The following is a 21,627-nucleotide window of genomic DNA, read 5'->3' as shown; positions in this document are numbered from 1 at the left end:
GAGAGTGTGCATGGACCTTTCATGAAGACAACGGCAGCAATTGTTATTCAACCTAGACATGATGACGAGTAAGGGCGGCCCCGGGCGTTCTGAAGAGCATATCCAGCTCATCCAGTCCTGGCGGCGCCTGGCCGACCAGTTGGGCCCGCTCATCGGGGACAGCGGCTTTTGCGCGCTGTATGGACGGGCCTGCCGTCTGGTCGGGCCTGAATTCAAATGGCTGGCCGAGGCGCCGCCATGCAAGACCCGCGACTCCCAAATCACCGCGCTGGACGAACTGCTCGCCAGTGTGGCACCCGACCACGCACAAGCCGCGCACGCGGCACTGCTCAAGACGTTCACCGAGCTGCTGGCGTCGCTGATCGGCCAGGCGCTTGCGCGGCGCCTGCTCGATGCCGCGGCGCGTGACGGGGAAGAGAAGAATGCACAGGAGCACATGTAATGAGCGATAAAGTATCCCTTGGAAAGCTGAGCACTGGCGTGCAAGGGCTCGATGTTCTCCTGGGGGGAGGGCTGAGCGAATTTTCCTTCAACCTGATCGCCGGTCCGCCGGGATCGGGCAAGACCACGCTCGCTCACCAGATCATGTTTTCGCTGGCCAGCAACGAGCGCCGCGCCCTGTTCTTCACCGTGCTGGGCGAACCGCCCCTCAAGATGCTGCGCTACCAGCAGCAGTACAGCTTCTTCGACATGGACATGGTCGGTAACTGCGTCCGCTACGTCAACCTGGCCGAAGACCTGCGCACCGGCGACTTCAGCGGCGTGCTGGCGCGCCTGATGAAAGAGGTCGAGGATTTCTCGCCGAGCCTGGTGTTCGTCGACTCGTTCCGCTCGGTGGCGCAGACGGCGCGCGCCGGCAACGAGGGCGTGGCCGACCTGCAGCACTTCATCCAGGATCTCGGCACCCGCATGACGAGCTGGCAGGCCACCACCTTCCTGATCGGCGAATACCTGCATGGTGACGCCGAGGCCAGCCCGATCATGACGGTGGCCGATGGCATGATTTCGCTGACCCCGGTGCACGAGGATAACTCGGTGGTGCGCAAGATGCGGGTAGTGAAAATGCGCGGTCAGGCCCACCTGGGCGGCTCGCACACCTTCCGCATCACCGACGACGGCATCCGCGTCTACCCGCGCATCCTGCCGCCGCTGGCGGCCGATCACCACCAGGGCGCGCGCGTCGACCGCAACACGGGGCGCATCCCCACCGGCACGCCGGACCTTGACGCGCTGCTCCACGGCGGCCTGCCGCAAGGCCACTCGCTGCTGGTGTCGGGCCCCAGCGGCTGTGGCAAGACCATCCTCGGCACCCGCTTCCTGCAAGAGGGCGCGCGCCTGGGCGACAAAGGCGTCGCGGTCTCGTTCGAGAAAGGCGCTTCGCGCCTGCGCAACGCCGAACTGGCCGAGCTGGTGGCCAACGGCGACGTGCAGATGGTCGAGAGCCGCAAGATCGACCTCACGGTCGACGAGCTGCTCGACGAGATGAACGAGGCGATCGACCGCACCGGCGCGCGCCGGGTGGTGGTCGATTCGCTGTCCGAGCTGGCGCTGTACCTGGCGCCGGAAGGCCGCAACCAGCTGCGCTCGACCGTGTTCCAGATGCTGTCCTCGCTGGCCAAGCGCGGGGTCAGCGTGCTGGTGACGATGGGCCTGGACGACGACTTCACCCAGCTCAGGTTCGGCCAGGCCGACGTCGCCTATCTGACCGACGCCATCGTCCTGATGCGCTTCGGCGAGAGCGGCGGCCGGCTACGCCGCTTCATCTCGGTGGTCAAGGTGCGCGGCAGCGCGCACAGCACCGACCTGCGCGAATTCCATATCGGCGACGACGGCATCAGCATCGACGCCGTGGCGACCGAGTACGAGGGCGTGCTGCACGGCCTGCCGATCGCGCGCGGGACACCCTGAATGAATCAGATGGCGGCGACACCAGGCATTGACGACGGCACCCTGGCGCTCCGCCTGGCGGCGCTGGAACTCGAGAACAGCCAGCTGCGCGGCGATCTCGCGGCCAGCCTCGCGCTGACGGCGAGCCTGCGCGAAGCCAACGAACACCTGGTGCTGGCCGCGGTCGACGCCCAGACCTCGCGCGACGACGCCGAGGAAACCAACCGCCGCCAGAACGAATTCCTGGCCATGCTGGCGCACGAGCTGCGCAATCCCCTGGTGCCGATCAATGTGTCGGCCAGCCTGCTCGAGCGCTCGCCGGTGAACACGGCCACCCTGGAGCGCCTGACCGGCGTGATCCAGCGCCAGGTGGGCCATATGGCGCACCTGCTGGACGACCTGCTCGATGCCGCCCGCCTGAGCAGCGGCAAAATCACGCTCGCGATCGAGCCGCTGCGGCTGGCGGAACTGATCGAGCATGCGGCGGAAACGGTCATGCCGCGCGTGCGCGAGCGCGGCCAGGAGCTGGCGATCGCCTCGGCATCCGATGCGCTGGTGGTCGAAGGCGACCGGGTGCGCCTGATCCAGGTGTTCACCAATCTGCTCAACAATGCCTCCAAGTATACCCAGGACGGCGGTCGCATCGCGGTCGCGGCCCAGGTCCGCGCCGAGGGCGGGGTGACGGTCACTATCGACGACAACGGATCAGGCATGTCCATTGAGACCATCGGCCGCGCCTTCGACCTGTTCACCCAGGGGCCTCGCACCTTGGCGCGCTCCGAGGGCGGGCTCGGGGTCGGGCTGAACGTGGTGCGTAACCTGGTCACCATGCATGGCGGCATTGTCGGCGCTGCCAGTCCGGGACTGGGGCAGGGCAGCACGTTCACGGTGTCGCTGCCTTTGTCGAATGCCGCGGCGCCCAGCGGCGTCGCCGACAGCGCCGCGCCGGTTGCCGGCGTCAGGCGCCGGATCCTGATCGTGGAGGACAATGCCGACGCCTCCGACGTGCTGCGCATGCTGCTCGAAGTCGAAGGCCATCAGGTGGACATCGCCGGCGACGGCCATGCCGGCCTGGCGCTGGCGCTGGAAGGACGCTTCGACGCGGTCGTGTGCGATATCGGCCTGCCGGGCCTGGACGGCCTGGAGCTGATGGCGCGCCTGCGCGCCGCGGGGGCGGACACGGGCGTGCGGCCGCTGACGATCGCCCTGTCGGGCTACGGCCAGCCGCAAGACCGCGAACGCGCGCTGGCGGCAGGCTTCGACCGCTACCTGGTCAAGCCGGTGGCGCCCGCCGTGCTGATCGAGCTGCTGGCGGGAGTGACGCCGTAGGGGCCACCGTCATTCAGGCAAACAAACGCCGCAGCCGCGCCACCGCTTCCTCGATCCGCTCGTACTTCGTCGCGTACGAAAACCGCACATGGCGCTGTGGCGCCGCCACCCCGAAATCGTCGCCCGGCACGATCGCCACGTGGGCGTCGTGCAGCACCGCCATGCTGAACGCCGCGCTGTCGTCACGCAGCGGGTGCGCCACGCGGTCGATGTCGGCGTACACATAGAAGGCGCCGTCCGGCATCACCGGCACCCCGAAGCCGAGTTCACGCAGCGCCGGCACCAGGTAGTCGCGGCGGCGCTGGAACTCGCGCCGGCGCTCCTCGAAGATCGCCAGCGCCTCTGGCGCGAAGCAGGCCAGGGCCGCATGCTGGGCCACGGTCGGCGCGCAGATGAACAGGTTCTGGGCCAGCTTCTCGAAGGTCGGCACCAGGCTGTCGGGCACCACCAGCCAGCCCAGGCGCCAGCCGGTCATATTGAAATACTTGGAGAAGCTGTTCACCGTGATCACGTCGGGGTCGAGCGCGAGTGCGCTCACCGGTTGGTGGTCGTAGGACAGGCCCTGGTAGATCTCGTCGACGATGGCGAAGCCGTCTCTCGCGCGCACCGCTGCCAGCATCTCGCGCAGCTGGTCGGGTGTCATCGAGGTGCCGGTCGGATTCGACGGCGAGGCCACCAGCACGCCGCGCGTGCGGCCGCTCCAGCGTTCAGCCACGTGGTGGGCGCCGAGTTGATAGCGGTCCTGGTGCGAGCAAGGCACCAGCACCGCTCGGCCCCCGAAGCTGGCCACGAAATGGCGGTTGCATGGATAGGACGGGTCGGGCATCAGGACTTCATCGCCCTCGGACACCAGCGCGGCGCAGGCCAGCAGCAGGCCGGCCGAGGCGCCGGCGGTGATCACGATGCGGCGCGGGTCGATGTCCAGGCACTGGGTCGCGGCGTAGTGGCCCGAGATCGCGGTGCGCAGCTCGAGGAGGCCCAGCGATTCGGTGTACTGGGTGACGCCGCCGCGGATTGCTTCCATCGCGGCGCTGGCCACGATGTCGGGCGCGGTGAAATCGGGCTCGCCGACGCTCATGCTGATGACGTCGTGGCCGGCGCGTTTCAGTTCGCCGGCGGCCTTGACCATCTCCATGACGCGGAACGGTTCGATCGCGTGCACGCGCTGGGCGAGCTGGAGCTGGCGGTTGGGGAGGATGAGAGACATGCTGGATGGCAGGGAGTGAGAATCCCTGCCATCTTACCGGATCGGCTCTTAGGAGTGGGCGTGATGCGCAGCGGTCAGGCGCCGCATCAGGGGCAGGGCGGCCAGCGCGATGAAGGTGCAGGCAATCGCGGCCAGTCCCAGCTTGTTGAACAGGCTCGTATAGATCGGCAGCGTCTGCAGCGGATCGGTCATCCCTTCCGGCACGCTGGCCATGGTGGCCACCAGGCCGCCCAGGTATTGCGAGATGCCGACCGCGACGAAATAGGCGCCCATCATGAAGCCGCCCATGCGCGCCGGCACGTAGCGCGCGATCATCGCCAGCCCCAGGCCGCTTACCAGCAGCTCGCCCAGCGAATACAGGCCGTAGCCCGCGATCATGATCCACGACGAGGTCAGGCCGTTCACGGCGAAGGCGCCGGCCAAGCCGTAGGTGAAGAAGCCGGCGGCGACGACCGCGAAGCCGAGTGCGAACTTGGCGGCGATCGACAGGTCCAGGCGGCTGCCGCTGGAACGCGTGTAGATCCAGGCCAGCACCGGGGAGAGGAGCATGATCCAGATCGCGTTGAGCGCCTGGAACTGGGCCGGCGACCAGGTGAACAGGTGGCTGCCGAACAGGCTGAAGTCCAGGTCGACGTTGCGCAGGGCGAACAGCGACAGCGAGGTCGACATCTGCTGGTAGAAGATGAAGAAGAACACCGTCTGCAGCGTCAGCACCAGCGCCGCCACCAGGCCGGCGCGCTCGCTGGCCTGGCTGGTGCGGATCAGGTGGATGAAGATACCCAGCACCACCAGGCCGGCGGCGTAGACGAACAGGCGCGCCAGCCACTGGTATTCGAGGATGAAGGTCGAGGCGATCACGGTGAGCACGCCGCCGGCCAGTACCAGCGCCAGCTTGCCCCAGTTCAGCGGCAGCTCGTCCGGCGGCGAGCCGATATGGTTCACGGTGCGGCGTAGCACGCCGACCGTGAGCAGGCCCACCCACAGGCCGACGCTACAGAAGGCGAACGCCATATGCCAGCCCAGGTCACCGCCGGAGGTGGCGTTGAAATGATCCTTGATCGCCGGCGTGGCCAGCATCGAGACGGTCGAACCGACGTTAACCGCCATGTAGTAGATGGTGAAGGCGCTGTCGATCCTGGCGTCGTCGCCTTCGTAGATCTTGCGCACCAGGTTGGCGGTATTGGGCTTGAACAGGCCGTTGCCGACCACGATCACGCCCAGCGCCACGAAGGTCAGCCAGGTGCCGCTGACCGGGATGCCCATCAGGGCATAGCCCAGCGACAGGATGATGGCGCCGATGATCATGCAGCGCCGGGTGCCGAGCACCTTGTCGCCGATCCAGCCGCCGATGGCCGGGGCCACGTAGATCAGGGCTGCCGCGGCGCCCCACACGAGGGTGGCGCGGGTGTCGTCGAAGCCCAGGCGCTGCACCATGAAGTAGACGATCAGCGCCTGCATGCCGTAGTAGCCGAAGCGCTCCCATAACTCGATCAGGGCCACGGTGAGGAAGGAGCGGGTCTGGCTGACTGGAAGCCCGGACCCAAGGTTCGGCTGGTGCTGCGGCTGCTGCATATGATTCCTTTGACAACGGCGCCGGGCAAGGCCCGCGCAAAACGGATGATTCTATGCCATTCGAATGGAATCCGCAGGCTTGACAGCGGGTGGTGACATTGCGCTAACATGGTCCGGGTTTCCAGACACCGAGGTTCGAATGAGGCGATTGAGCATTACCACCGGCGCCATCTTCTGCGCCGCCATGGTCGTGGCGGCTTCCGGTCCGGCTTGCGCGGACGAGGCCCAGGCACGCCCGAGGCCCGCCGCCGATCACCATCAGCACCTGTTCAGCCCCGCAGCGGCGGCCTGGATGTCGTCCTCGATCGTGCTGGCGCCGGTCGACGCCGACGCGCTGGTGGCGCAGCTGGACGCGGCCGGCATCGGGCGCGCGGCGGTGCTGTCGGCCGCCTATGCCTATGGCCTGCCGGCGCGCGCCATCGACCACGAATACGCCCGCGTGCGCGCCGAGAACGACTGGGTCGCGGCCCAGGCCGCGCGCCATCCCGAGCGCCTGGTGGCCCTGTGCAGCTTCAATCCACCCAAGGACTATGCGCTGCTCGAATTGGGACGCTGCGCGACCAGCCCCGGCTTCGGGCGCGGCATCAAGCTCGATTTCGCCGCCTCCGACGTCCAGCTCGACCAGTCCGGCCACGTCGAGCGCCTGCGCCAGGTATTCCGCGCCGCCAATGCGCGCGGCATGGCGATCGTGATGGACATGCGCGCTTCACGTGCGCTCGGACGGCCGTACGGCGCCGCGCAGGCGCACGTGCTGCTGGAGCAGGTGCTGCCCTACGCGCCCGACGTGCCGGTGCAGGTGTCGCACCTGGCCGGCAACGGTCCCGGCTTCGGCGATACGCCGGCGCGCGAGGCGCTGGCCGTGCTGGCCGAGGCTGCGGCGCGCCAGGATCCGCGCATGCGCCAGGTCTGGTTCGATGTGGCGGCGGTGGTGCAGGCCGACCTGCCGGCCGACGAGGCGCGGCGCCTGGTGCGGCGCCTGCGCCAGCTGGGCCTGGACCGGGTGCTGTACGGTTCGGACCCGCGCGGCGACAACGAGGAGCCCGATGGCTGGGAGGCCTTCCTGCGCCTGCCGCTGGAAGAAGCCGAGACGGCGCGCGTGGCGCGCAATGTCGTGCCGTATCTGCGCTGAACCGTCTTTACACTTTCGCGACATTCCGCCGACAATAAACCCGAAAACCGGCGTAGCCGCTTGCCTAGAATTCCCCTGGTTAAAACGACCACCCAGGGGACACGCATGCATCACCACATCAAATTCACCGCCATGGCCATGAGCTGCGCGCTGCTGCTGGCAGGCTGCGGCGGTTCGGACGACGACGACGACAAGCCGCCAGTCGTGGTCCAGCCGCCGCCATCGGCCACCACCATCACGACCCTCACCAGCACCGCGCGCGGCATGGAAAGCGTCGCCTACCACGGCGGCAGCGCCTATCTGTCGCTCTCGAACAGCAAGACCGAAGGCTCGGCCGTGCTCAAGGCGACGCTGCCGGTCAGCAGCGCCTCGAACTGGACCCCGGTTCCGCTGGGCGCCTGCGCGATGGGCAAGCAGGGCGACTTCATCGTGCGCGCGCCGAAGCTCAAGATGGTGGGCGACGATATGTGGCTGATGCAGCCGTGGGCTGACCTGCCGGAATCGAAGAACGAGAGTTCGACCTGCACCCTGATGGCGAGCAGCGCCAGCTTCGTGCCGCGCGACCAGGACCTGCGTGTCTGCACCGGGGGCTTCTGCGAAACCCTGTCGATGCAGGACGTCAAGCTGCACGGCAAGCGCCTGTACAGCAATCCGGGCGCGGGGGTGAACCTGTTCACCTCGAACAACGGCGGCAATACCTGGACCGTGATGCGCGGCCAGAAGGCCTCGATGGTGTGCACCCCGACCAAGTTCCACGTGCTGGGCGACCGTGTGCTGGTCGGCGGCGAGTGCCCGCTCGACATGGCCTTCGTCGAGGCCTACCAGCTCAATGCCGACGGCAGCGCGCTGGCCAGCCAAGCCAAGCTGGCGCTGAACCTGCCGGCGCTCGAGAACCGCAACGTCCAGTTCATCGAATCGGTCGCGGACACCAAGCGCGTGTTCATCGGCGTCGAGGGCGGCCTGCTGCGCAGTGAAGACAATGGCGTCAGCTTCAAGTTCGTGATCCAGGAACCGCTGTCGGGCTCAAAGAACTATCCGTACATCCGCTCCTTCCTGGCGCTCAAGGGCAAGCCCGACACGATGGTCATCGGCGGCTTCGACAAGGCGACCCAGCTGGCCTACCTGGCCTGGTCGAAGGACGGCGGCGCGACCTGGACCGATATTTCGAAGCTGACCCCGAACCACGGCAAGGCGCCGGCCGGCGGCGCGGTCACGACGATCACCGGCATCTTCGAGGATCCGCAGGGCCGCATCCTGGTGACGATGAACGAGCTTGGAGAGGGGCAGGGCAAGCTGCTGCTCCTGAACCTCGGCGGCTGATCGGCAGGCAGCAACGCCTGCGCGCACTGCATCCGCCCCTGTGCGGATGCAGTGCGCTTACACATTCACGACATTCTGTCGACAATAATCCCCCACACCGGGAAGGTGCCTTGCCTAGAATTCTCTCTTTCAGACAGGGGCCATGCAGGCTCCCGTCGTCATGACAGAATTGGGGATCCGGATGCAACGACACACTTCATTCGCCGCAATCGGCGCGGCCTGCGCGCTGCTGCTGGCCGCCTGCGGCGGCTCGAGCAACGACCACCAGGCGCCACCGCCACCGCCACCCGTGGCGGTGGAACCGGTACCGGTGGCCACCAAGCTCGAGTCGCTCTCGAGCACCGCGCGCGCGATGGACAGTGTGGCCTTCTACGGCGGCAGCGCCTACCTGTCGCTGGCCAACAGCGCGACCGAGGGTTCGGCGGTCCTGAGCGCGAAGCTGCCGCTGTCGGCGAGCTCCACCTGGAGCCCGGTAGGCCTGGGCGCCTGCGCCATGGGCCCGGTCGGCGACTTCATCATGCGGTCGCCAAAGCTCAAGATGGTGGGCAGCGACATGTGGCTGATGCAGCCCTGGGCCGACACGCCGGAAGCCAGCAACGGCCATTCGACCTGCACCCTGGTGGCCAACACCGCCAGCTTCGTGCCGCGCGACGGCGACCTGCGCACCTGCAATCCCTACTTCTGCGAGACCCTGTCGATGCAGGACCTCAAGCAGGCCAATAACCGCCTGTACAGCAATGCCGGCGCGGGCAACAACCTCCTGACCTCGAACGACAAGGGCAATACCTGGCAGGTGATCCGCGGCTCGAAGGATTCGCAGATGTGCTATCCGTCCAAGTTCCACGTGCTGGGAGACCGGGTGCTGGTGGGCGGCGAATGCCCGCTCGACATGGCCTTCGTCGAGGCCTATCGCCTGACGGGCGACGGCGGCGCGCTGGCCAGCGAGGACAAGCTGCCGGTCACCCTGCCCGAGATGGAAAACCGCAACGTCCAGTTCATCGAATCGGTGCCGGATACGCAAACGGTCTTCGTCGGCGTCGAGGGCGGCCTGCTGCGCAGCGGCGATAATGGAAACAGCTTCAAGTTCGTGATCCACGAACCGCTCTCGGACGGCAAGGGTTATCCCTATATCAGCGCCTTCCTGCCGCTCAAGGGCAAGCCGGAGACCCTGGTGGTCGGCGGCTTCGACAAGATGCACGGCCGGCCCTACCTGGCCTGGTCGAAGGATGGCGGCTCGACCTGGACCGACATCTCGACCCTGGTGCCGGGCTACGAGCGCAAGACCGACGACGAGTACAGCACGCCTTCGGTCTCGGCGCTCATGCAGGATCCGGACGGCCGCATCATCGTGGTGACCAACGAGCGCGCCGACGGCCAGGGCCGCCTGATGCAGCTGACGCTGGGTACCAAGTAAGGAACGAAGTTAGAAGCGAAGTAAGAAGCGAAACAAGCGTCGGAACCAAGCTTCAGATTGGCTTCAGCGCCCCACGCCTGCCCAGCGCAGCGTGGGGCGTTTCGTTTGCGTCAAGACTGTCTGTGCGGGCCGAATTCTGTCATGCTCTCGCCTGCATCTCACCACAACGATAATGAAGACATGACCAAAGCCCCGATTGCCCGCCTGGCGCTCAGCCTTGCCGCCATTCCGCTCGCGGCCAGCCCGCTCGCCAACGCCCAGAACGCCGAACGCCAGCTGGCCGGCGTGACGCGCAACCAGAACACCCTCGAGATCGCGACCAACGACGGCCGCTACCTGATCAAGCCGTATTCGAGCACGATCGTCGAGACCACCTTCATCCCCAAGGGCGAGCGCTTCGATCCGGCCTCGCACGCGGTGATCCTGGCGCCGGTGCAGGTGCAGGCCACGCTCAAGGACGAAGGCGGCCGCATCACCTATGCCGTCGATGGCGGCATCAGCGTCACCGTCGACAAGCGACCCTTCCGCATCAGCTACGCGTACAAGGGCAAGCCGCTGGTGGCCGAGAAGCGCGGCTTCGGGCGCGCCGACGGTCACGACACCATCGAATTCGCGCTGGAAGACGGCGAGGCCCTGTACGGCGCCGGCGCGCGCGCGGTCGGCATGAACCGCCGCGGCCACCGCTTCCAGCTCTACAACAAGGCCCATTACGGCTATGCCGAGCGCTCCGAGCTGCTCAACTACACGATTCCGGTCGCGCTGTCGTCCAAGAAATACGCGATCCACTTCGACAATCCGCAGATCGGCTGGCTCGATTTCGACAGCCGCAAGGACGGCACCCTGCGCTACGAGGTGATCGGCGGGCGCAAGACCTACCAGGTCGTGGCCGGCGACAGCTGGGACCACCTGATGGCCGGCTATACCGGCCTGACCGGCCGCCAGCCGCTGCCGCCACGCTGGGCCTTCGGCAACTTCGCCAGCCGCTTCGGCTACAAGACCGAGGCCGAGACGCGCGCCGTGGTCGACAGGTTCGCGCAAGAGAAGATCCCGCTCGACGCCGTCATCCTCGACCTCTACTGGTTCGGCAAGACCGTGCAGGGCACGATGGGCAACCTGGCCTGGGACCGCGACACCTTCCCCAATGCCGAGAAAATGATGGCCGACTTCAAGGAGAAGGGCGTCAAGACGGTGGTGGTCACCGAACCGTTCGTGCTGACCACGTCGAAGCGCTGGGATGAGGCGGTGGCGAAGAAGGTGCTGGCCACCGACAAGGCGGGCAAGCCCTACACCTACGATTTCTATTTCGGGAACACCGGCCTGATCGACCTCTACAAGAAGGAAGGCCGCGACTGGTGGTGGAGCATCTACCGCGACCTCAAGAAGGGCGGCGTCACCGGCTGGTGGGGCGACCTGGGCGAGCCCGAGGTCCATCCATCCGATCTGCAGCACGCCACCGGCTCGGCCGACCAGGTGCACAATGTGTATGGTCACGACTGGGCGCGCCTGATTGCCGAGGGCTACAAGCAGGAATTCCCGGCCGAGCGCCCCTTCATCCTGATGCGCGCCGGTTACTCGGGTTCTCAGCGCTTCGGCATGATCCCGTGGTCGGGCGACGTCGCCCGCAGCTGGGGCGGCCTGCAGTCGCAGATGGAGATCTCGCTGCAGATGGGCATGCAAGGCCTGGCCTATATGCACTCCGACCTGGGCGGTTTCGCCGGCGCGGTGCTGGACGACGAGCTGTACGTGCGCTGGCTGCAGTATGGCGTGTTCCAGCCGATCTTCCGTCCGCATGCGCAAGAGGCGGTGGCGTCCGAGCCGGTGTTCCGCTCCGAACGGACCCGCGTGCTGGCGCGCGAAGCGGTGTGGCTGCGCTATGCGATGCTGCCGTATAACTACACGATCGCCTTCGACAACGAGCAGACCGGGATGCCGCTGATGCGTCCCCTGATGTTCGTCGAGACCGATCCAGCCCAGCCGGCCGAGCGTTCGACCACTTATCTGTGGGGCCCGGACTTCCTGGTCACGCCGATCGTGCATCCGGGCGCCACCCGCGCCGAGGTCTACTTCCCGAACAGCGGCAGCGTGTGGTTCGACTTCCATACCGGCCAGGCGCACAAGGGTGGCATCCTCGAGACCGTGAAGCCGGTCGAGGCCAACATCCCGGTCTACGTGCGCGCCGGCGCCTTCGTGCCGATGGCGAAGGCGATGCAGACCACGCGCGACTACACTGGCCGCGAGATCGACCTGCACTACTATCACGATGCATCGGTGAGCGCCTCGAACGGCAAGCTGTATGACGACGATGGCGAGACCGCGGGCGCGTATGAGCAGGGCAAGTACGAGATCGTGCGCTTCGACAGTAAATTCACGGACAAGCGCCTCGAGATCGGCTTTTCGACCGAGACCGGCAAGGCGATGGGGGCCAAGGAACGGGCGTTCTCGCTCAAGGTCCACAATGTGCAGGCGAAACCGCGCGGCGTGACGGTCGATGGACGCAAGGCCAGCTTCATCTTCAACGCCCAGCAGCACCTGCTCGAAGTACAGGTCCCTGCGCGCAAGGGCCAGGCGGCGCAGGTAGCGATCTCGCTGTGAGCACGAAAGCGCGGTTCAAGCAAATGCAGGTCGTTACTGCCACTGGCAGTAACGACTCCCCGCGAAGGCGGGGACCCGAGTCCTCAGCGTTGCCATCTTCGGTTGACGTAAGTGGCAAGGGCGAAAACTTGGGTCCCCGCCTGCGCCCACTGGTGTCCGGAATATTTATACGCAAAGTATGCATCGTCATCCCCGCGAAGGCGGGGATCCAAGTGAAATCACAGAATGTTCATGCTCTTGCGAACGTTCATCGGAGGTCGATTTCTAGGCCACTGGCCGGGCACACTTGGGTTCCCGCCTCCGCGGGAACGACGTGGTTTTTCCTATGAAGCGGGCGTATTCAAGCGCCCGAAATTATTCCGGACACCAGTGCGCCTGCGCCGGGACGACGTTTTCAAGCTAACGGTTGCGTTTAACTGAACAAGCTAACGGTTGCGCTCAACTGAACGTCATTCGGTTCATCGGCTGCGCTTCATTTCAGCGCGTCACGATCAGGCGCAGCCCCAGTCCGATGAACACCGCGCCCGCGATCCGGTCCAGCCACATGCCGGCCGCGGGCGTGCGGTTGAGCCACTGGCCGATCGTGCCCGAAAAATAGCCGAGCGCGCCGAAGATGACGGCCGCCTGCAGGGTGAACACGATGCCCAGCAAGCCGATCTGCAGGTTAGCGTCGCCGCGCGCGGCCACCACGAACTGCGGCAGGAAAGAGAGAAAAAACAGCACCACCTTGGGATTGATGGCCGCGGCCACCAGTCCTTTCACGAATAGCCGTCCAGCCGGTTCGTCGGATGCGCCGGCGGTCGCCACGCGCGCGCCGCCACGGCTCCTGATCGCGCCCCATCCCATCCAGATCAGGTATAGCCCGCCCACCACCTTGAGCGCGGTGAAGGCCGCCGGCGAGGCAGCGATCAGCGCGCTGACCCCGATCACCGCCAGCACCGTATGGCTGATGCAGCCGAAAGCGCACCCGAGCCCGAAGGCGATGCCGCGCACGCGGCCCTTGGCGATGCCGGTGCTGAGCACCATCAGGTTGTCGGGACCGGGGGAGAGGGTGATCAGGATGGCGGCGGCGAGAAAGCCGAGGAGCTGTTCGGGCGAGAGCATGAGCGTGTCGAAAAATGAAACGGGCGAACAGCTTAACGCATGTTTGCCCGCGCAGGTCAGTTCGGCAGAGCTGCCAGCCGGATTACGACTTCTTGCAGCTCAGTTCCTTGGCCTTGGCGCCCCACTTGATGGTGACCTTGCCCTGGTGTTCCTTGAATTCCTCGCTGCGGTTGCCGTAGGCGATGCCGCTGGCGGTTCGTTCGCCGCGCAGCAGCACGTTTTCCTTGTTGCGCGCCGCGACCATCGAGGCCGGCGTGGTATCGAAGAAGGTGGCGCTGATCTTGCTGCCGTCGCTGCAGGTAAAGGCGACCGGGCCGGTGGTCTTGACCAGCTTGTAGCTCGACTGCAGCTGCAGCATGCGGGTGCCGTAGGCGTTGTTGATGCAGCCGTTCATGTCCTTGGACTCGGCGCACGCCTTGACGCTGTCCCACCACTTGGTGTGCTGTTCCTGCAGTTCCTTGCTGGGGCCGGCGTCGAGTTTTTCGAGTGCGGCGCGGTACAGCGCAAAGACCAGGCCTTCGGATTCGGCCGAGCCGGGATGCTGGCAGACCTTGGCTTCGGCGCTGCCGATCCCCTTGGCGCAAAAGCCCGGCATCGAGACTGCCTGGGCGCCCAGCGGCAGGGCCAGGACGGCGGCGGCGATGAGTAGTCGTTTCATGGTGTGCTCCTTGTTATGCATTGGTGGTGGGGGCGATGCGGCGTCATGCGCAAGCGCCGGTCTGGAGATTCAAATTTTTATGGTGTGATCTTGGCCAGGTCCAGTTCGATCCAGGTCGGCGCATGGTCGCTCGGCTTTTCGCGGCCGCGCACGAACTTGTCGACCCCGGCGTCTTTCAGCGCCGGCTGCAGCCTGGGGCTGAGCAGCAGGTGATCGATGCGGATGCCGGCGTCGCGGCCGAAGGCGTTGCGGAAGTAATCCCAGAAGGTGTAGATGGTCTCGTCCGGATGGATGGCGCGCAGCGAATCGAGCCAGCCCTGTTCGATCAGGCGTTCGAAGGCGGCGCGCGTCTCGGGACGGAACAGGGCGTCGTCGACCCAGCGCTCCGGTTTGTAGACGTCGCGCTCGGTGGGGATGACGTTGAAGTCGCCCGCCAGCACCACCGGGATGTCCTGCGCCAGCAGCTCCTGGCCGCGCAGGCGCAGGCGTTCCATCCAGGCCAGCTTGTAGTCGAACTTGGGGCCTGGGGCCGGATTCCCGTTCGGCAGGTAGAGCCCCGCGATGAGGATGCCTTTATAGACGGCCTCGATGTAGCGGCTTTGTTCGTCGGTGTCGTCGCCCGGCAGGCCGCGCTGGACCTCTTGCGCCGGCTCGCGCGTGAGGATCGCCACGCCGTTCCAGCTTTTCTGGCCGTGCCAGAGCGCGTGGTAGCCGGCGTCCTCGATCGCCTGCAGCGGAAATTTGTCCTGCGGCGCCTTGAGCTCCTGCAGGCAGACGACGTCGGGCTGGCGCTCGCCGAGATACTGGACGAGGGCGTCCAGCCGGCTGTTGATGCTGTTGACATTGTAGGTTACGACGAGCATGGCTTCTCCGATCGGGTTGAGGTAATTATGACAACAATTTGCGGCGCGAGTCGCACGGGTCGCCCACTTGGTGCACCGCTATATGAGTTTCTCGACATTTTCTTATGGCAAATGAGTCGTTTTTCGATATAAGCGTTTGTTCTATACTCGAAGGAATCGCAATCGTCATCGTAGCCGGAGCATCAATGATCACTCGCCGTCACCTCATCCTGAGCACCTTCGCCCTGGGCGCCTCCTTGTCCGCCGGCCTCGCGCAAGCCGACCAGCTGGCCGACATCAAGCAGAAGGGCCAGATCGTGTTCGGCGTGCTCGGCACCGATGAACCGAACAGCTTCATCGACCCCAAATCGCGCCAGCTGGTGGGCTACGAGATCGACATCGCCAATGCGGTGGCCAAGAAGCTGGGCGTCAAGCCGGTGTTCAAGCAGATTTCGGTGGCCGCCCGCATTCCCGAGCTGCAGCAGGGCCACGTCGACATCCTGGCCGCTTCGCTCACCCACAACAAGGAGCGCGAATCGCAGGTGGACTTCGCGCTGACCCACTTCGTGACCGGTTCCAAGGTCATGGTGCGCGCCGCCAGTGGCATCACCGGCTTGCCCCAGCTGGCCGGCAAGAAGGTGCTGACCGTGCGCGGCGGCACCCAGGAAACCAATATCCGCAAGGCGGTCGCGAACGTCGAGGTGGTGACCTTCGAGAATACCCAGCAAGCCTTCCAGGCGCTGCGCCAGGGGAAGGGCGTCGCCTATGTCAACGACGAATCCTCGCTGCTGTCCGACTACGGCAAGCTGGGACCGGCCGCCAAGGGCTTCACGATCCTGGCGCCGTCGATCGGCAACGAGCCGCTCGCCCTCGGCCTGCGCAAGGGCGAGAAGGGCCTGAAGGCGGTGGTCGACCAGACCCTGCGCGAGCTGGAAAGCAGCGGCGCCGCCGAGCAGCTGTTCAATAAATGGTATGGCCCCGGCTCCCGTACCAACCTGGCCAAGCGCAGCTTCAAGATCCACACCGACCAGATCTGAGTCTGGTCTTGTTCTTCGATCCGACCATCCTGCAGTCCGGCCAGTACCACGACTGGCTGGTGCAGGGATTCATCCTGTCGATCCAGCTGACCGTCATCAGCTTCGCCTTCGCGCTGCCCTTCGGCGCGCTGGTGGCGGTGATGCGCACCTCGACCTTCGCGCCCCTGCGCGCTGCCGGGGCGACGGTCGTCGAGGCGATCCGCAACGTGCCGCTGCTGGCGCACCTGCTGTTCTGGTACTTTGCCTTTCCCGAACTGCTGCCGGAAAGCGCGCGCGAAGTCCTGTACGCGAACAACCCCGAAGTGATCTGCGCCGTGATAGCGCTGAGCCTATATGCCGGCGTGCACATGGCCGAGGACATCCGCAGCGGCATCCGCGCCATCCCGGCGACCCAGCTCGAGGCCGCGCGTTCGCTGGGCCTGGGCCGGGTGGCCGCGGTGCGCCTGGTGCTGCTGCCGCAGGCGCTGCGCGCCTCGGTGCCGCCGCTGCTGTCGCAGACCGTCAACCTGTGGAAGGACACCAGCGTGGCCACCGTCATCGGCGCCGCTGAACTGATGTACCAGGCCGCGCGCGTGGAAACGGCCAGCTTTCGCAGCCTGGAGGCGTTCACTTTCGCCACGCTGGCCTACCTGACGGTCTCGCTCGTGATCTCGCTGCTGGCCCACCTGTTCCAGCGCCGTTATCCGGTACGGACGACCTGAGAGGCGGCGCATGCTCGAACTGATCGATACCTACTGGCTGTACTTCCTGGTCGGCCAATATCCGCAAGGGCCGCTCGGCGGCCTGGTGCTGACCATCCTGCTGTCGGGCGCGGCGCTGGTGCTGGCGATGCCGCTCGGCCTGCTGCTCGGCATTGCCCGCGTCAGCCCGTATCGCGCCATCAGCCTGCCGGTGGCCGGCCTGGTGCAGGTGGTGCGCGCCGTGCCGCTGCTGCTGGTGCTGTTCTGGGTGTACTTCTTCCTGCCCGCCGTCACCGGCGTCAAGACTTCGCAAGCGACCACGATGCTGATGGTGCTGGTGGTGTTCGACAGCGTCTACCTGGCCGAGATCGTGGCCGCGGGCATGCGCGCGCTGCCCAGGGGGCAGCTCGAAAGCGCCCGTTCGCTGGGGCTCGGCTATGGGGCGGCGCTGCGCCACGTGGTGCTGCCGCAGACCCTGCGCCATGGCCTGCCGTCGATCGTCAACCAGCTGGTCTCGACCATCAAGGCGACCTCGCTCGGCTACATCATCGGTCTCTCGGAAGTGTCGTTCATCGCCACCCAGATCAATACCCTGGTGTTCACCCACGCGGTGGAGGTCTACCTGATCCTGGCGCTGACCTATTTCATCCTGTGTTTCGGCCTGTCCCGCCTGGCCTTCCTGCTCGAGCGGCGCCTGCAACGGCGCGCTGTGCAAGCGTCATGAAAGTGCTTCAACGATGATCGTTCTCGATAAAGTCAACAAATTCTACGGCGACTACCACGCGCTGGTGGACATCACCGAGCGCGTCGACAACAACGAGATGCTGGTGGTGTGCGGGCCTTCCGGTTCCGGCAAGTCGACCCTGATTCGCACCCTCAACCGGCTCGAGGAAATCGACTCCGGCCGCATCGAGATCGACGGCCGTGACATCCACGCCAAAGGCTTCGATGTCAACGCGCTGCGCGCCGGCATCGGTTTCGTATTCCAGAGTTTTAACCTGTTCCCGCACCTGACGGTGCTGGAGAACTGCATGCTGGCGCCGGTGAAGTTGAAACGCGCGACCAGGCTTGAGGCGCGCGACTACGCCATGCAGCTGCTCGAGCGGGTCGGCCTGGCGCACAAGGCCGACGCCTATCCGAACGCGCTGTCGGGCGGCCAGCAGCAGCGGGTGGCGATCGCGCGTGCGCTGGCCATGCGTCCGCCGATCATGCTGTTCGACGAGCCGACCAGCGCGCTCGATCCCGAGATGGTGGGCGAGGTGCTGCAGGTGATGCGCTCGCTGGCGGGCGAGGGCATGACCATGGTCTGCGTGACCCACGAGATGGGCTTTGCGCGCGATGTCGCCGACCGGATCTGGTTCATGGCCGAGGGAAAGATCCTGGAGAAGGCCACGCCGCAGGAGTTCTTCGCTCATCCGCAGCACCCGCGCGCGCAGCAGTTCCTGGCGGACCGTCGGCGCGACTAGCGGTCGCTGCTATGATGACGGCCTTGGCTTTCATCACAGGACGGCAGCATGGCGCACCAGACCATCCTCGAATTTTCGACCAGCGGGCGCGGCACCCGCGAGATCACGCGTGACGTCGCCGCCGTGGTCGCGGCATCAAGGCTGCAATGCGGCCTGGTCCAGGTCTTCGTGCAGCACACCAGCTGCTCGCTGCTGCTCACCGAGAACGCCGACGGCGACGTGCGACGCGACCTGGAAACCATTATCTCTCGCCTGGCGCCGGACGGCGACCCTGCCTACCGCCACGACGCCGAAGGGCCGGACGATATGTCGGCCCACGGCCGCACCATGCTCACCGACACCGCGCTGACGATTCCGGTCGGGGCAGGGCGCATGCTGCTCGGCACCTGGCAGGGCATCTACCTGTGGGAACACCGCACCGCGCCGCACCGGCGGCGGGTGGTCGTCACGGTGCTGGGCGGCTGAAGGCATATGCACATCATGATGGGTGCATGGAATCCGCTCCCGCCGTAGATCGGTGCCGTGACTTCTGGTAACGTGAAGCGCTTGCGCTCCTCCACCTTTAGCCCGGGAATCCCATGCACGCCGCCTCCACCAGCCGTCGCCGCACCGTCCTGACCCTCCTGGCGCTGTGCGCCCAACTGGCCCTGCTCGCGCGCGAGCACCTGCATGGCGGCGTGCTCTCGCATCACCTGCTGGCCAATCCCGACCTGCCGGCAGTCTCCAACTGGTGGGGCCTGCTGCTGGTGCCGCTGCTGACCTGGTGGACCGTCGGCAGCGTCGAGCGCCGCGCGCGACGTGCCGCCAGCGCCGGATCCTCGCTCAAGCCGGCGCCCCTCATCGCTTTCCTGTGCGCGCTGGCGTATGGCGCCACGCTGGCGGCGCTGTTTTCGGCCGGCAGCCCGCTGGTCGACTACGTTTTCTTCGGCCTGCTGGCGCTGGCCCTGGTGGTGCGCCTGTGGCATGCCGAATACCTGCTGGGCTTCGTGCTGGCCATGAGCTGGGTGGCCGGTCCGATCTTGCCGGCCATATTCGGGGCGGTCATTGCCGTGTTGTCCTGGCTGGTGCACACGGCGGCGCGGGCCTTGTGGCGCCGCTTGCGTCCGGGCGTGGCCTGAGCGGACCGCCTGTCATGGGCCATCCCTTCCTGCTGTTCGCCGCGATCTTCCTGATCCTCTCCATCGCGCTGTATGCCGCGCCAGGGCGCAAGCTTCTCAATATCGTGCACTACCCGGCGGCACAGGACCAGGTTGCGCGCCTGAACCGCTACGCGGCGCTGCGCCTGCTGCTACCGGCCCTCGTCAACCTGGGCTGCGCCTGGGTCGTGGCCGGGCGACCGGGCCTGATGGTGCCGATGATCTTCCTGACGCCGCTGTCGGTGCTGGGCGTGGTGGTCTGGATCGCGGCCGGGGCCAGGCGCTTCGGCGCCTGAACGCCGTCCAGGCGCGATTGCAAGACCCAGGGCAAACTTTCCAGGACGTTCGGTGTGGCCGGGTGTGCCGCTTTGTTTCTATAATTGGCTGCCAGCCGGCGTGTTCCGGCCAGACTTCGCCACCTCCGACCATCCATGACGTCCAGCACCGCCACCCTCGACGAAGAAGCGCGCCTCGCCGTCCTCGATTCCTACGGCATCCTCGACACGCCGCCCGAGCGCTCGTTCGACGACGTCGTGCGCCTGGTCAGCCAGCTGCTGTCCGCGCCGATCGCCGCGGTCAACCTGATCGCGCGCGGGCGCCAGTGGTTCAAGTCCGAGATCGGCCTGGGCACGCGCGAGATGCCGCTGGACGACTCGATCTGCCGCTTCGCGCTGCTCGAAGAGCAGCAGTTGATCGTGCCCGACACGCGCGAGGATCCGCGTTTCAGGTGCAATCCGCTGGTGACGAAGGATGCCGGCTTGCGCTTCTATGCCGGCGCGCTGCTCAAGACGCGCGACGGTGTTCCGCTGGGCACCTTGTGCGTGCTGGACGACAAGCCGCGGCCGCAGGGCTTGAGCGAGCAGGAGCAGTTCGTGCTGGCCACCCTGGCGCACCAGATCATGAGCCAGATCGAGCTGCGCAAGGCCATGGCCGAGCAGGACGCCCTGATCGCCGCGCTGCGCCAGGCCGACCAGCGCAAGGACGAATTCCTCGCCATGCTGGCCCACGAGCTGCGCAATCCGCTGGCGCCGATCGTGTCGGCCGCCACCATGCTGTCCAACTTCAACCTCGACCCCGCCATGGTGCAGCGCGCCAGCGAGATCGTGGCGCGCCAGGCCGGCCACATGACGGCGCTGATCGACGACCTGCTGGACGTCTCGCGCGTCACCCGCGGCAAGGTGGAACTCGAGTTGCGCGAGCTGGATTTCAAGGACGTCATCGCCGACGCCATCGAACAGGTGCGCCCGCTGGTCGAGAAGCACCAGCACCGCCTGACCCTGGACTTGCCGCCGGCGCGCGCCATCGTGGTCGGCGACCGCAAGCGCCTGGTGCAGGTCATGACCAACCTGCTCAGCAACGCCGCCAAGTACACGCTCGAGCGCGGGCGCATCGAAGTGCGCCTGACGACCGAAGGCGATGCGCTCGCGGTCGACATCCGCGACGACGGCATCGGCATGTCGCCCGAACTGATCGCCTGTGCCTTCGACCTGTTCGCGCAAGGCGCGCGCGGCCTGGATCGCAGCCAGGGAGGCCTGGGCATCGGGCTGGCGCTGGTGCGCAGCCTGCTCAAGCTGCACGGCGGCGCGGTCAGCGCCAGCAGCGACGGCCCCGGACACGGCAGCACCTTCCACGTCAGCCTGCCGCTGTCGACGCGCGCGCAGATCGAGCGGCGCGCGCGCGACCGCAACGCGCCGCAGGGCAAGCTGCCGGCGCTGCGCATCGGCGTGGTCGACGACAACGAGGACGCGGCGGTCACCTTGTCGCTGCTGCTCGAAACCCTGGGCCACACGGTGCTGGTCGCCCATTCCGCGCGCGCGGCGCTGGACTCGCTGCCGACCTTCGGGCCGGACGTCTGCCTGCTCGACATCGGCCTGCCCGAGATGAACGGCTACGAGCTGGCCGCCGCGCTGCGCAAGAAGCCCGGCGCGTCGCAGGCGATCCTGATCGCGGTGACGGGGTATGCGCAAGAGAAGGACCGGGCGCAGGCGCTGGCGGCGGGCTTCCACGACTTGTTCGCCAAGCCGGTCGACCTTGATGTGCTGGGCGCCGCGCTGGTGCAGATCGAGAGCCGGCGCGCGGCCTGAAGGCGCGCCCCCGGGCGGCGCGTCCCACATGCTGAGGCCGGCTTGATGACGACGCTGAATGGGATCTTGACGCAACTTCCTGGATTGATCGCCTCTCTAATTATTAAATGATGGGCTAATCCACTGCTTGCGGGAGGTCATATGTCGCGCTGTCGGTTACGTGTTGTTTT

Annotated in this window: 20 protein-coding genes; 15 read left to right on the top strand and 5 right to left on the bottom strand. The window is 66.4% G+C overall.

The features are described 5' to 3' along the window. Positions 1-58 precede the first annotated feature (58 nt). Genes SOM61_RS01350 through SOM61_RS01340 form a run of 3 tightly spaced genes read left to right on the top strand, consistent with a single transcriptional unit; the run spans position 59 to position 3,216 of the window. Entirely contained in the window at positions 59-442 is a 384-nt protein-coding gene (locus SOM61_RS01350) for a hypothetical protein (protein ID WP_320472410.1), read from the top strand. After that, a complete protein-coding gene (locus tag SOM61_RS01345) occupies positions 442-1,908 on the top strand; it encodes an ATPase domain-containing protein (protein WP_320472409.1) in 1,467 nt (488 codons plus the stop codon). Before SOM61_RS01350 ends, SOM61_RS01345 begins: the two co-directional genes overlap by 1 nt. A gap of 9 nt (positions 1,909-1,917) precedes the next feature. After that, positions 1,918-3,216, top strand: a complete 1,299-nt coding sequence (locus SOM61_RS01340; RefSeq protein ID WP_320472408.1) for a hybrid sensor histidine kinase/response regulator — start codon at positions 1,918-1,920, stop codon at positions 3,214-3,216. 13 nt (positions 3,217-3,229) lie between these two features. Here the strand turns inward: SOM61_RS01340 and SOM61_RS01335 are convergent, their stop codons facing one another. After that, positions 3,230-4,423, bottom strand: a complete 1,194-nt coding sequence (locus tag SOM61_RS01335) for a pyridoxal phosphate-dependent aminotransferase (RefSeq protein ID WP_320472407.1) — start codon at positions 4,421-4,423, stop codon at positions 3,230-3,232. Between the two features lie 48 nt (positions 4,424-4,471). Then, a complete protein-coding gene (locus SOM61_RS01330; protein WP_320472406.1) occupies positions 4,472-5,995 on the bottom strand; it encodes a peptide MFS transporter in 1,524 nt (507 codons plus the stop codon). A gap of 139 nt (positions 5,996-6,134) precedes the next feature. On the opposite strand from SOM61_RS01330, the gene SOM61_RS01325 reads away from it, so the two are divergent. From SOM61_RS01325 to SOM61_RS01310, 4 genes are all read left to right on the top strand, one after another. Next, positions 6,135-7,124 carry an amidohydrolase family protein gene (locus tag SOM61_RS01325; RefSeq protein WP_320472405.1) on the top strand — a complete coding sequence of 330 codons (990 nt, stop codon included), beginning with the start codon at positions 6,135-6,137 and terminating at the stop codon, positions 7,122-7,124. 105 nt (positions 7,125-7,229) lie between these two features. Further along, entirely contained in the window at positions 7,230-8,444 is a 1,215-nt protein-coding gene (locus tag SOM61_RS01320) for a beta propeller repeat protein (protein ID WP_320472404.1), read from the top strand. Positions 8,445-8,625: 181 nt separating this feature from the next. Beyond that, the gene (locus tag SOM61_RS01315; protein ID WP_320472403.1) at positions 8,626-9,858 is read left to right on the top strand and encodes a beta propeller repeat protein; all 1,233 of its coding nucleotides are present in this window, start codon (positions 8,626-8,628) and stop codon (positions 9,856-9,858) included. A gap of 180 nt (positions 9,859-10,038) precedes the next feature. Then, a complete protein-coding gene (locus SOM61_RS01310) occupies positions 10,039-12,450 on the top strand; it encodes a glycoside hydrolase family 31 protein (RefSeq protein ID WP_320472402.1) in 2,412 nt (803 codons plus the stop codon). Between the two features lie 477 nt (positions 12,451-12,927). On the opposite strand, the gene SOM61_RS01305 is transcribed toward SOM61_RS01310, so the two are convergent. The 3 genes from SOM61_RS01305 to xth form a co-directional block, all read right to left on the bottom strand. Then, a complete protein-coding gene (locus SOM61_RS01305) occupies positions 12,928-13,554 on the bottom strand; it encodes a LysE family translocator (protein ID WP_320472401.1) in 627 nt (208 codons plus the stop codon). An 82-nt stretch (positions 13,555-13,636) separates the two neighbouring features. After that, positions 13,637-14,212: an MliC family protein gene (locus SOM61_RS01300; protein ID WP_320472400.1), complete on the bottom strand. Its 576-nt coding sequence runs from the start codon at positions 14,210-14,212 to the stop codon at positions 13,637-13,639. A 77-nt stretch (positions 14,213-14,289) separates the two neighbouring features. Continuing rightward, the gene (gene xth, locus SOM61_RS01295; RefSeq protein ID WP_320472399.1) at positions 14,290-15,075 is read right to left on the bottom strand and encodes an exodeoxyribonuclease III; all 786 of its coding nucleotides are present in this window, start codon (positions 15,073-15,075) and stop codon (positions 14,290-14,292) included. Between the two features lie 185 nt (positions 15,076-15,260). On the opposite strand from xth, the gene SOM61_RS01290 reads away from it, so the two are divergent. From SOM61_RS01290 to SOM61_RS01255, 8 genes are all read left to right on the top strand, one after another. Next, positions 15,261-16,091, top strand: coding sequence for an ABC transporter substrate-binding protein (locus SOM61_RS01290; protein ID WP_320472398.1), 831 nt, complete (start codon positions 15,261-15,263; stop codon positions 16,089-16,091). 8 nt (positions 16,092-16,099) lie between these two features. Then, positions 16,100-16,792, top strand: a complete 693-nt coding sequence (locus SOM61_RS01285) for an amino acid ABC transporter permease (RefSeq protein WP_320472397.1) — start codon at positions 16,100-16,102, stop codon at positions 16,790-16,792. Between the two features lie 10 nt (positions 16,793-16,802). Next, positions 16,803-17,495 carry an amino acid ABC transporter permease gene (locus SOM61_RS01280; protein WP_320472396.1) on the top strand — a complete coding sequence of 231 codons (693 nt, stop codon included), beginning with the start codon at positions 16,803-16,805 and terminating at the stop codon, positions 17,493-17,495. 13 nt (positions 17,496-17,508) lie between these two features. After that, on the top strand, positions 17,509-18,237 hold the full coding sequence (locus tag SOM61_RS01275) for an amino acid ABC transporter ATP-binding protein (protein WP_320472395.1): 729 nt from the start codon (positions 17,509-17,511) through the stop codon (positions 18,235-18,237). A gap of 48 nt (positions 18,238-18,285) precedes the next feature. Beyond that, positions 18,286-18,702, top strand: a complete 417-nt coding sequence (locus SOM61_RS01270; protein WP_320472394.1) for a secondary thiamine-phosphate synthase enzyme YjbQ — start codon at positions 18,286-18,288, stop codon at positions 18,700-18,702. A gap of 113 nt (positions 18,703-18,815) precedes the next feature. After that, positions 18,816-19,355 carry a hypothetical protein gene (locus SOM61_RS01265; protein ID WP_320472393.1) on the top strand — a complete coding sequence of 180 codons (540 nt, stop codon included), beginning with the start codon at positions 18,816-18,818 and terminating at the stop codon, positions 19,353-19,355. Positions 19,356-19,369: 14 nt separating this feature from the next. Beyond that, positions 19,370-19,669: a hypothetical protein gene (locus SOM61_RS01260; protein ID WP_320472392.1), complete on the top strand. Its 300-nt coding sequence runs from the start codon at positions 19,370-19,372 to the stop codon at positions 19,667-19,669. 135 nt (positions 19,670-19,804) lie between these two features. After that, a complete protein-coding gene (locus tag SOM61_RS01255) occupies positions 19,805-21,457 on the top strand; it encodes a hybrid sensor histidine kinase/response regulator (protein WP_320472391.1) in 1,653 nt (550 codons plus the stop codon). Positions 21,458-21,627 lie beyond the last annotated feature (170 nt).

Origin of the sequence: Massilia sp. CFBP9012 (genome assembly GCF_034045115.1) — a bacterium.
Classification (GTDB): domain Bacteria; phylum Pseudomonadota; class Gammaproteobacteria; order Burkholderiales; family Burkholderiaceae_D; genus Telluria.
Note: the sequence above shows the minus strand (reverse complement) of the source record. Positions and strands in the feature narration are given on the sequence as shown.

Coding starts and splice junctions, on each gene's coding strand:
- SOM61_RS01260 (WP_320472392.1), top strand. CDS start 19,370: ATGGGCCATCCCTTCCTGCTGTTCGCCGCGATCTTCCTGATCCTCTCC.
- SOM61_RS01350 (WP_320472410.1), top strand. CDS start 59: ATGATGACGAGTAAGGGCGGCCCCGGGCGTTCTGAAGAGCATATCCAG.
- SOM61_RS01280 (WP_320472396.1), top strand. CDS start 16,803: ATGCTCGAACTGATCGATACCTACTGGCTGTACTTCCTGGTCGGCCAA.
- SOM61_RS01315 (WP_320472403.1), top strand. CDS start 8,626: ATGCAACGACACACTTCATTCGCCGCAATCGGCGCGGCCTGCGCGCTG.
- xth (WP_320472399.1), bottom strand. CDS start 15,075: ATGCTCGTCGTAACCTACAATGTCAACAGCATCAACAGCCGGCTGGAC.
- SOM61_RS01265 (WP_320472393.1), top strand. CDS start 18,816: ATGCACGCCGCCTCCACCAGCCGTCGCCGCACCGTCCTGACCCTCCTG.
- SOM61_RS01310 (WP_320472402.1), top strand. CDS start 10,039: ATGACCAAAGCCCCGATTGCCCGCCTGGCGCTCAGCCTTGCCGCCATT.
- SOM61_RS01275 (WP_320472395.1), top strand. CDS start 17,509: ATGATCGTTCTCGATAAAGTCAACAAATTCTACGGCGACTACCACGCG.
- SOM61_RS01325 (WP_320472405.1), top strand. CDS start 6,135: ATGAGGCGATTGAGCATTACCACCGGCGCCATCTTCTGCGCCGCCATG.
- SOM61_RS01340 (WP_320472408.1), top strand. CDS start 1,918: ATGGCGGCGACACCAGGCATTGACGACGGCACCCTGGCGCTCCGCCTG.
- SOM61_RS01305 (WP_320472401.1), bottom strand. CDS start 13,554: ATGCTCTCGCCCGAACAGCTCCTCGGCTTTCTCGCCGCCGCCATCCTG.
- SOM61_RS01345 (WP_320472409.1), top strand. CDS start 442: ATGAGCGATAAAGTATCCCTTGGAAAGCTGAGCACTGGCGTGCAAGGG.
- SOM61_RS01335 (WP_320472407.1), bottom strand. CDS start 4,423: ATGTCTCTCATCCTCCCCAACCGCCAGCTCCAGCTCGCCCAGCGCGTG.
- SOM61_RS01320 (WP_320472404.1), top strand. CDS start 7,230: ATGCATCACCACATCAAATTCACCGCCATGGCCATGAGCTGCGCGCTG.
- SOM61_RS01290 (WP_320472398.1), top strand. CDS start 15,261: ATGATCACTCGCCGTCACCTCATCCTGAGCACCTTCGCCCTGGGCGCC.
- SOM61_RS01255 (WP_320472391.1), top strand. CDS start 19,805: ATGACGTCCAGCACCGCCACCCTCGACGAAGAAGCGCGCCTCGCCGTC.
- SOM61_RS01270 (WP_320472394.1), top strand. CDS start 18,286: ATGGCGCACCAGACCATCCTCGAATTTTCGACCAGCGGGCGCGGCACC.
- SOM61_RS01330 (WP_320472406.1), bottom strand. CDS start 5,995: ATGCAGCAGCCGCAGCACCAGCCGAACCTTGGGTCCGGGCTTCCAGTC.
- SOM61_RS01300 (WP_320472400.1), bottom strand. CDS start 14,212: ATGAAACGACTACTCATCGCCGCCGCCGTCCTGGCCCTGCCGCTGGGC.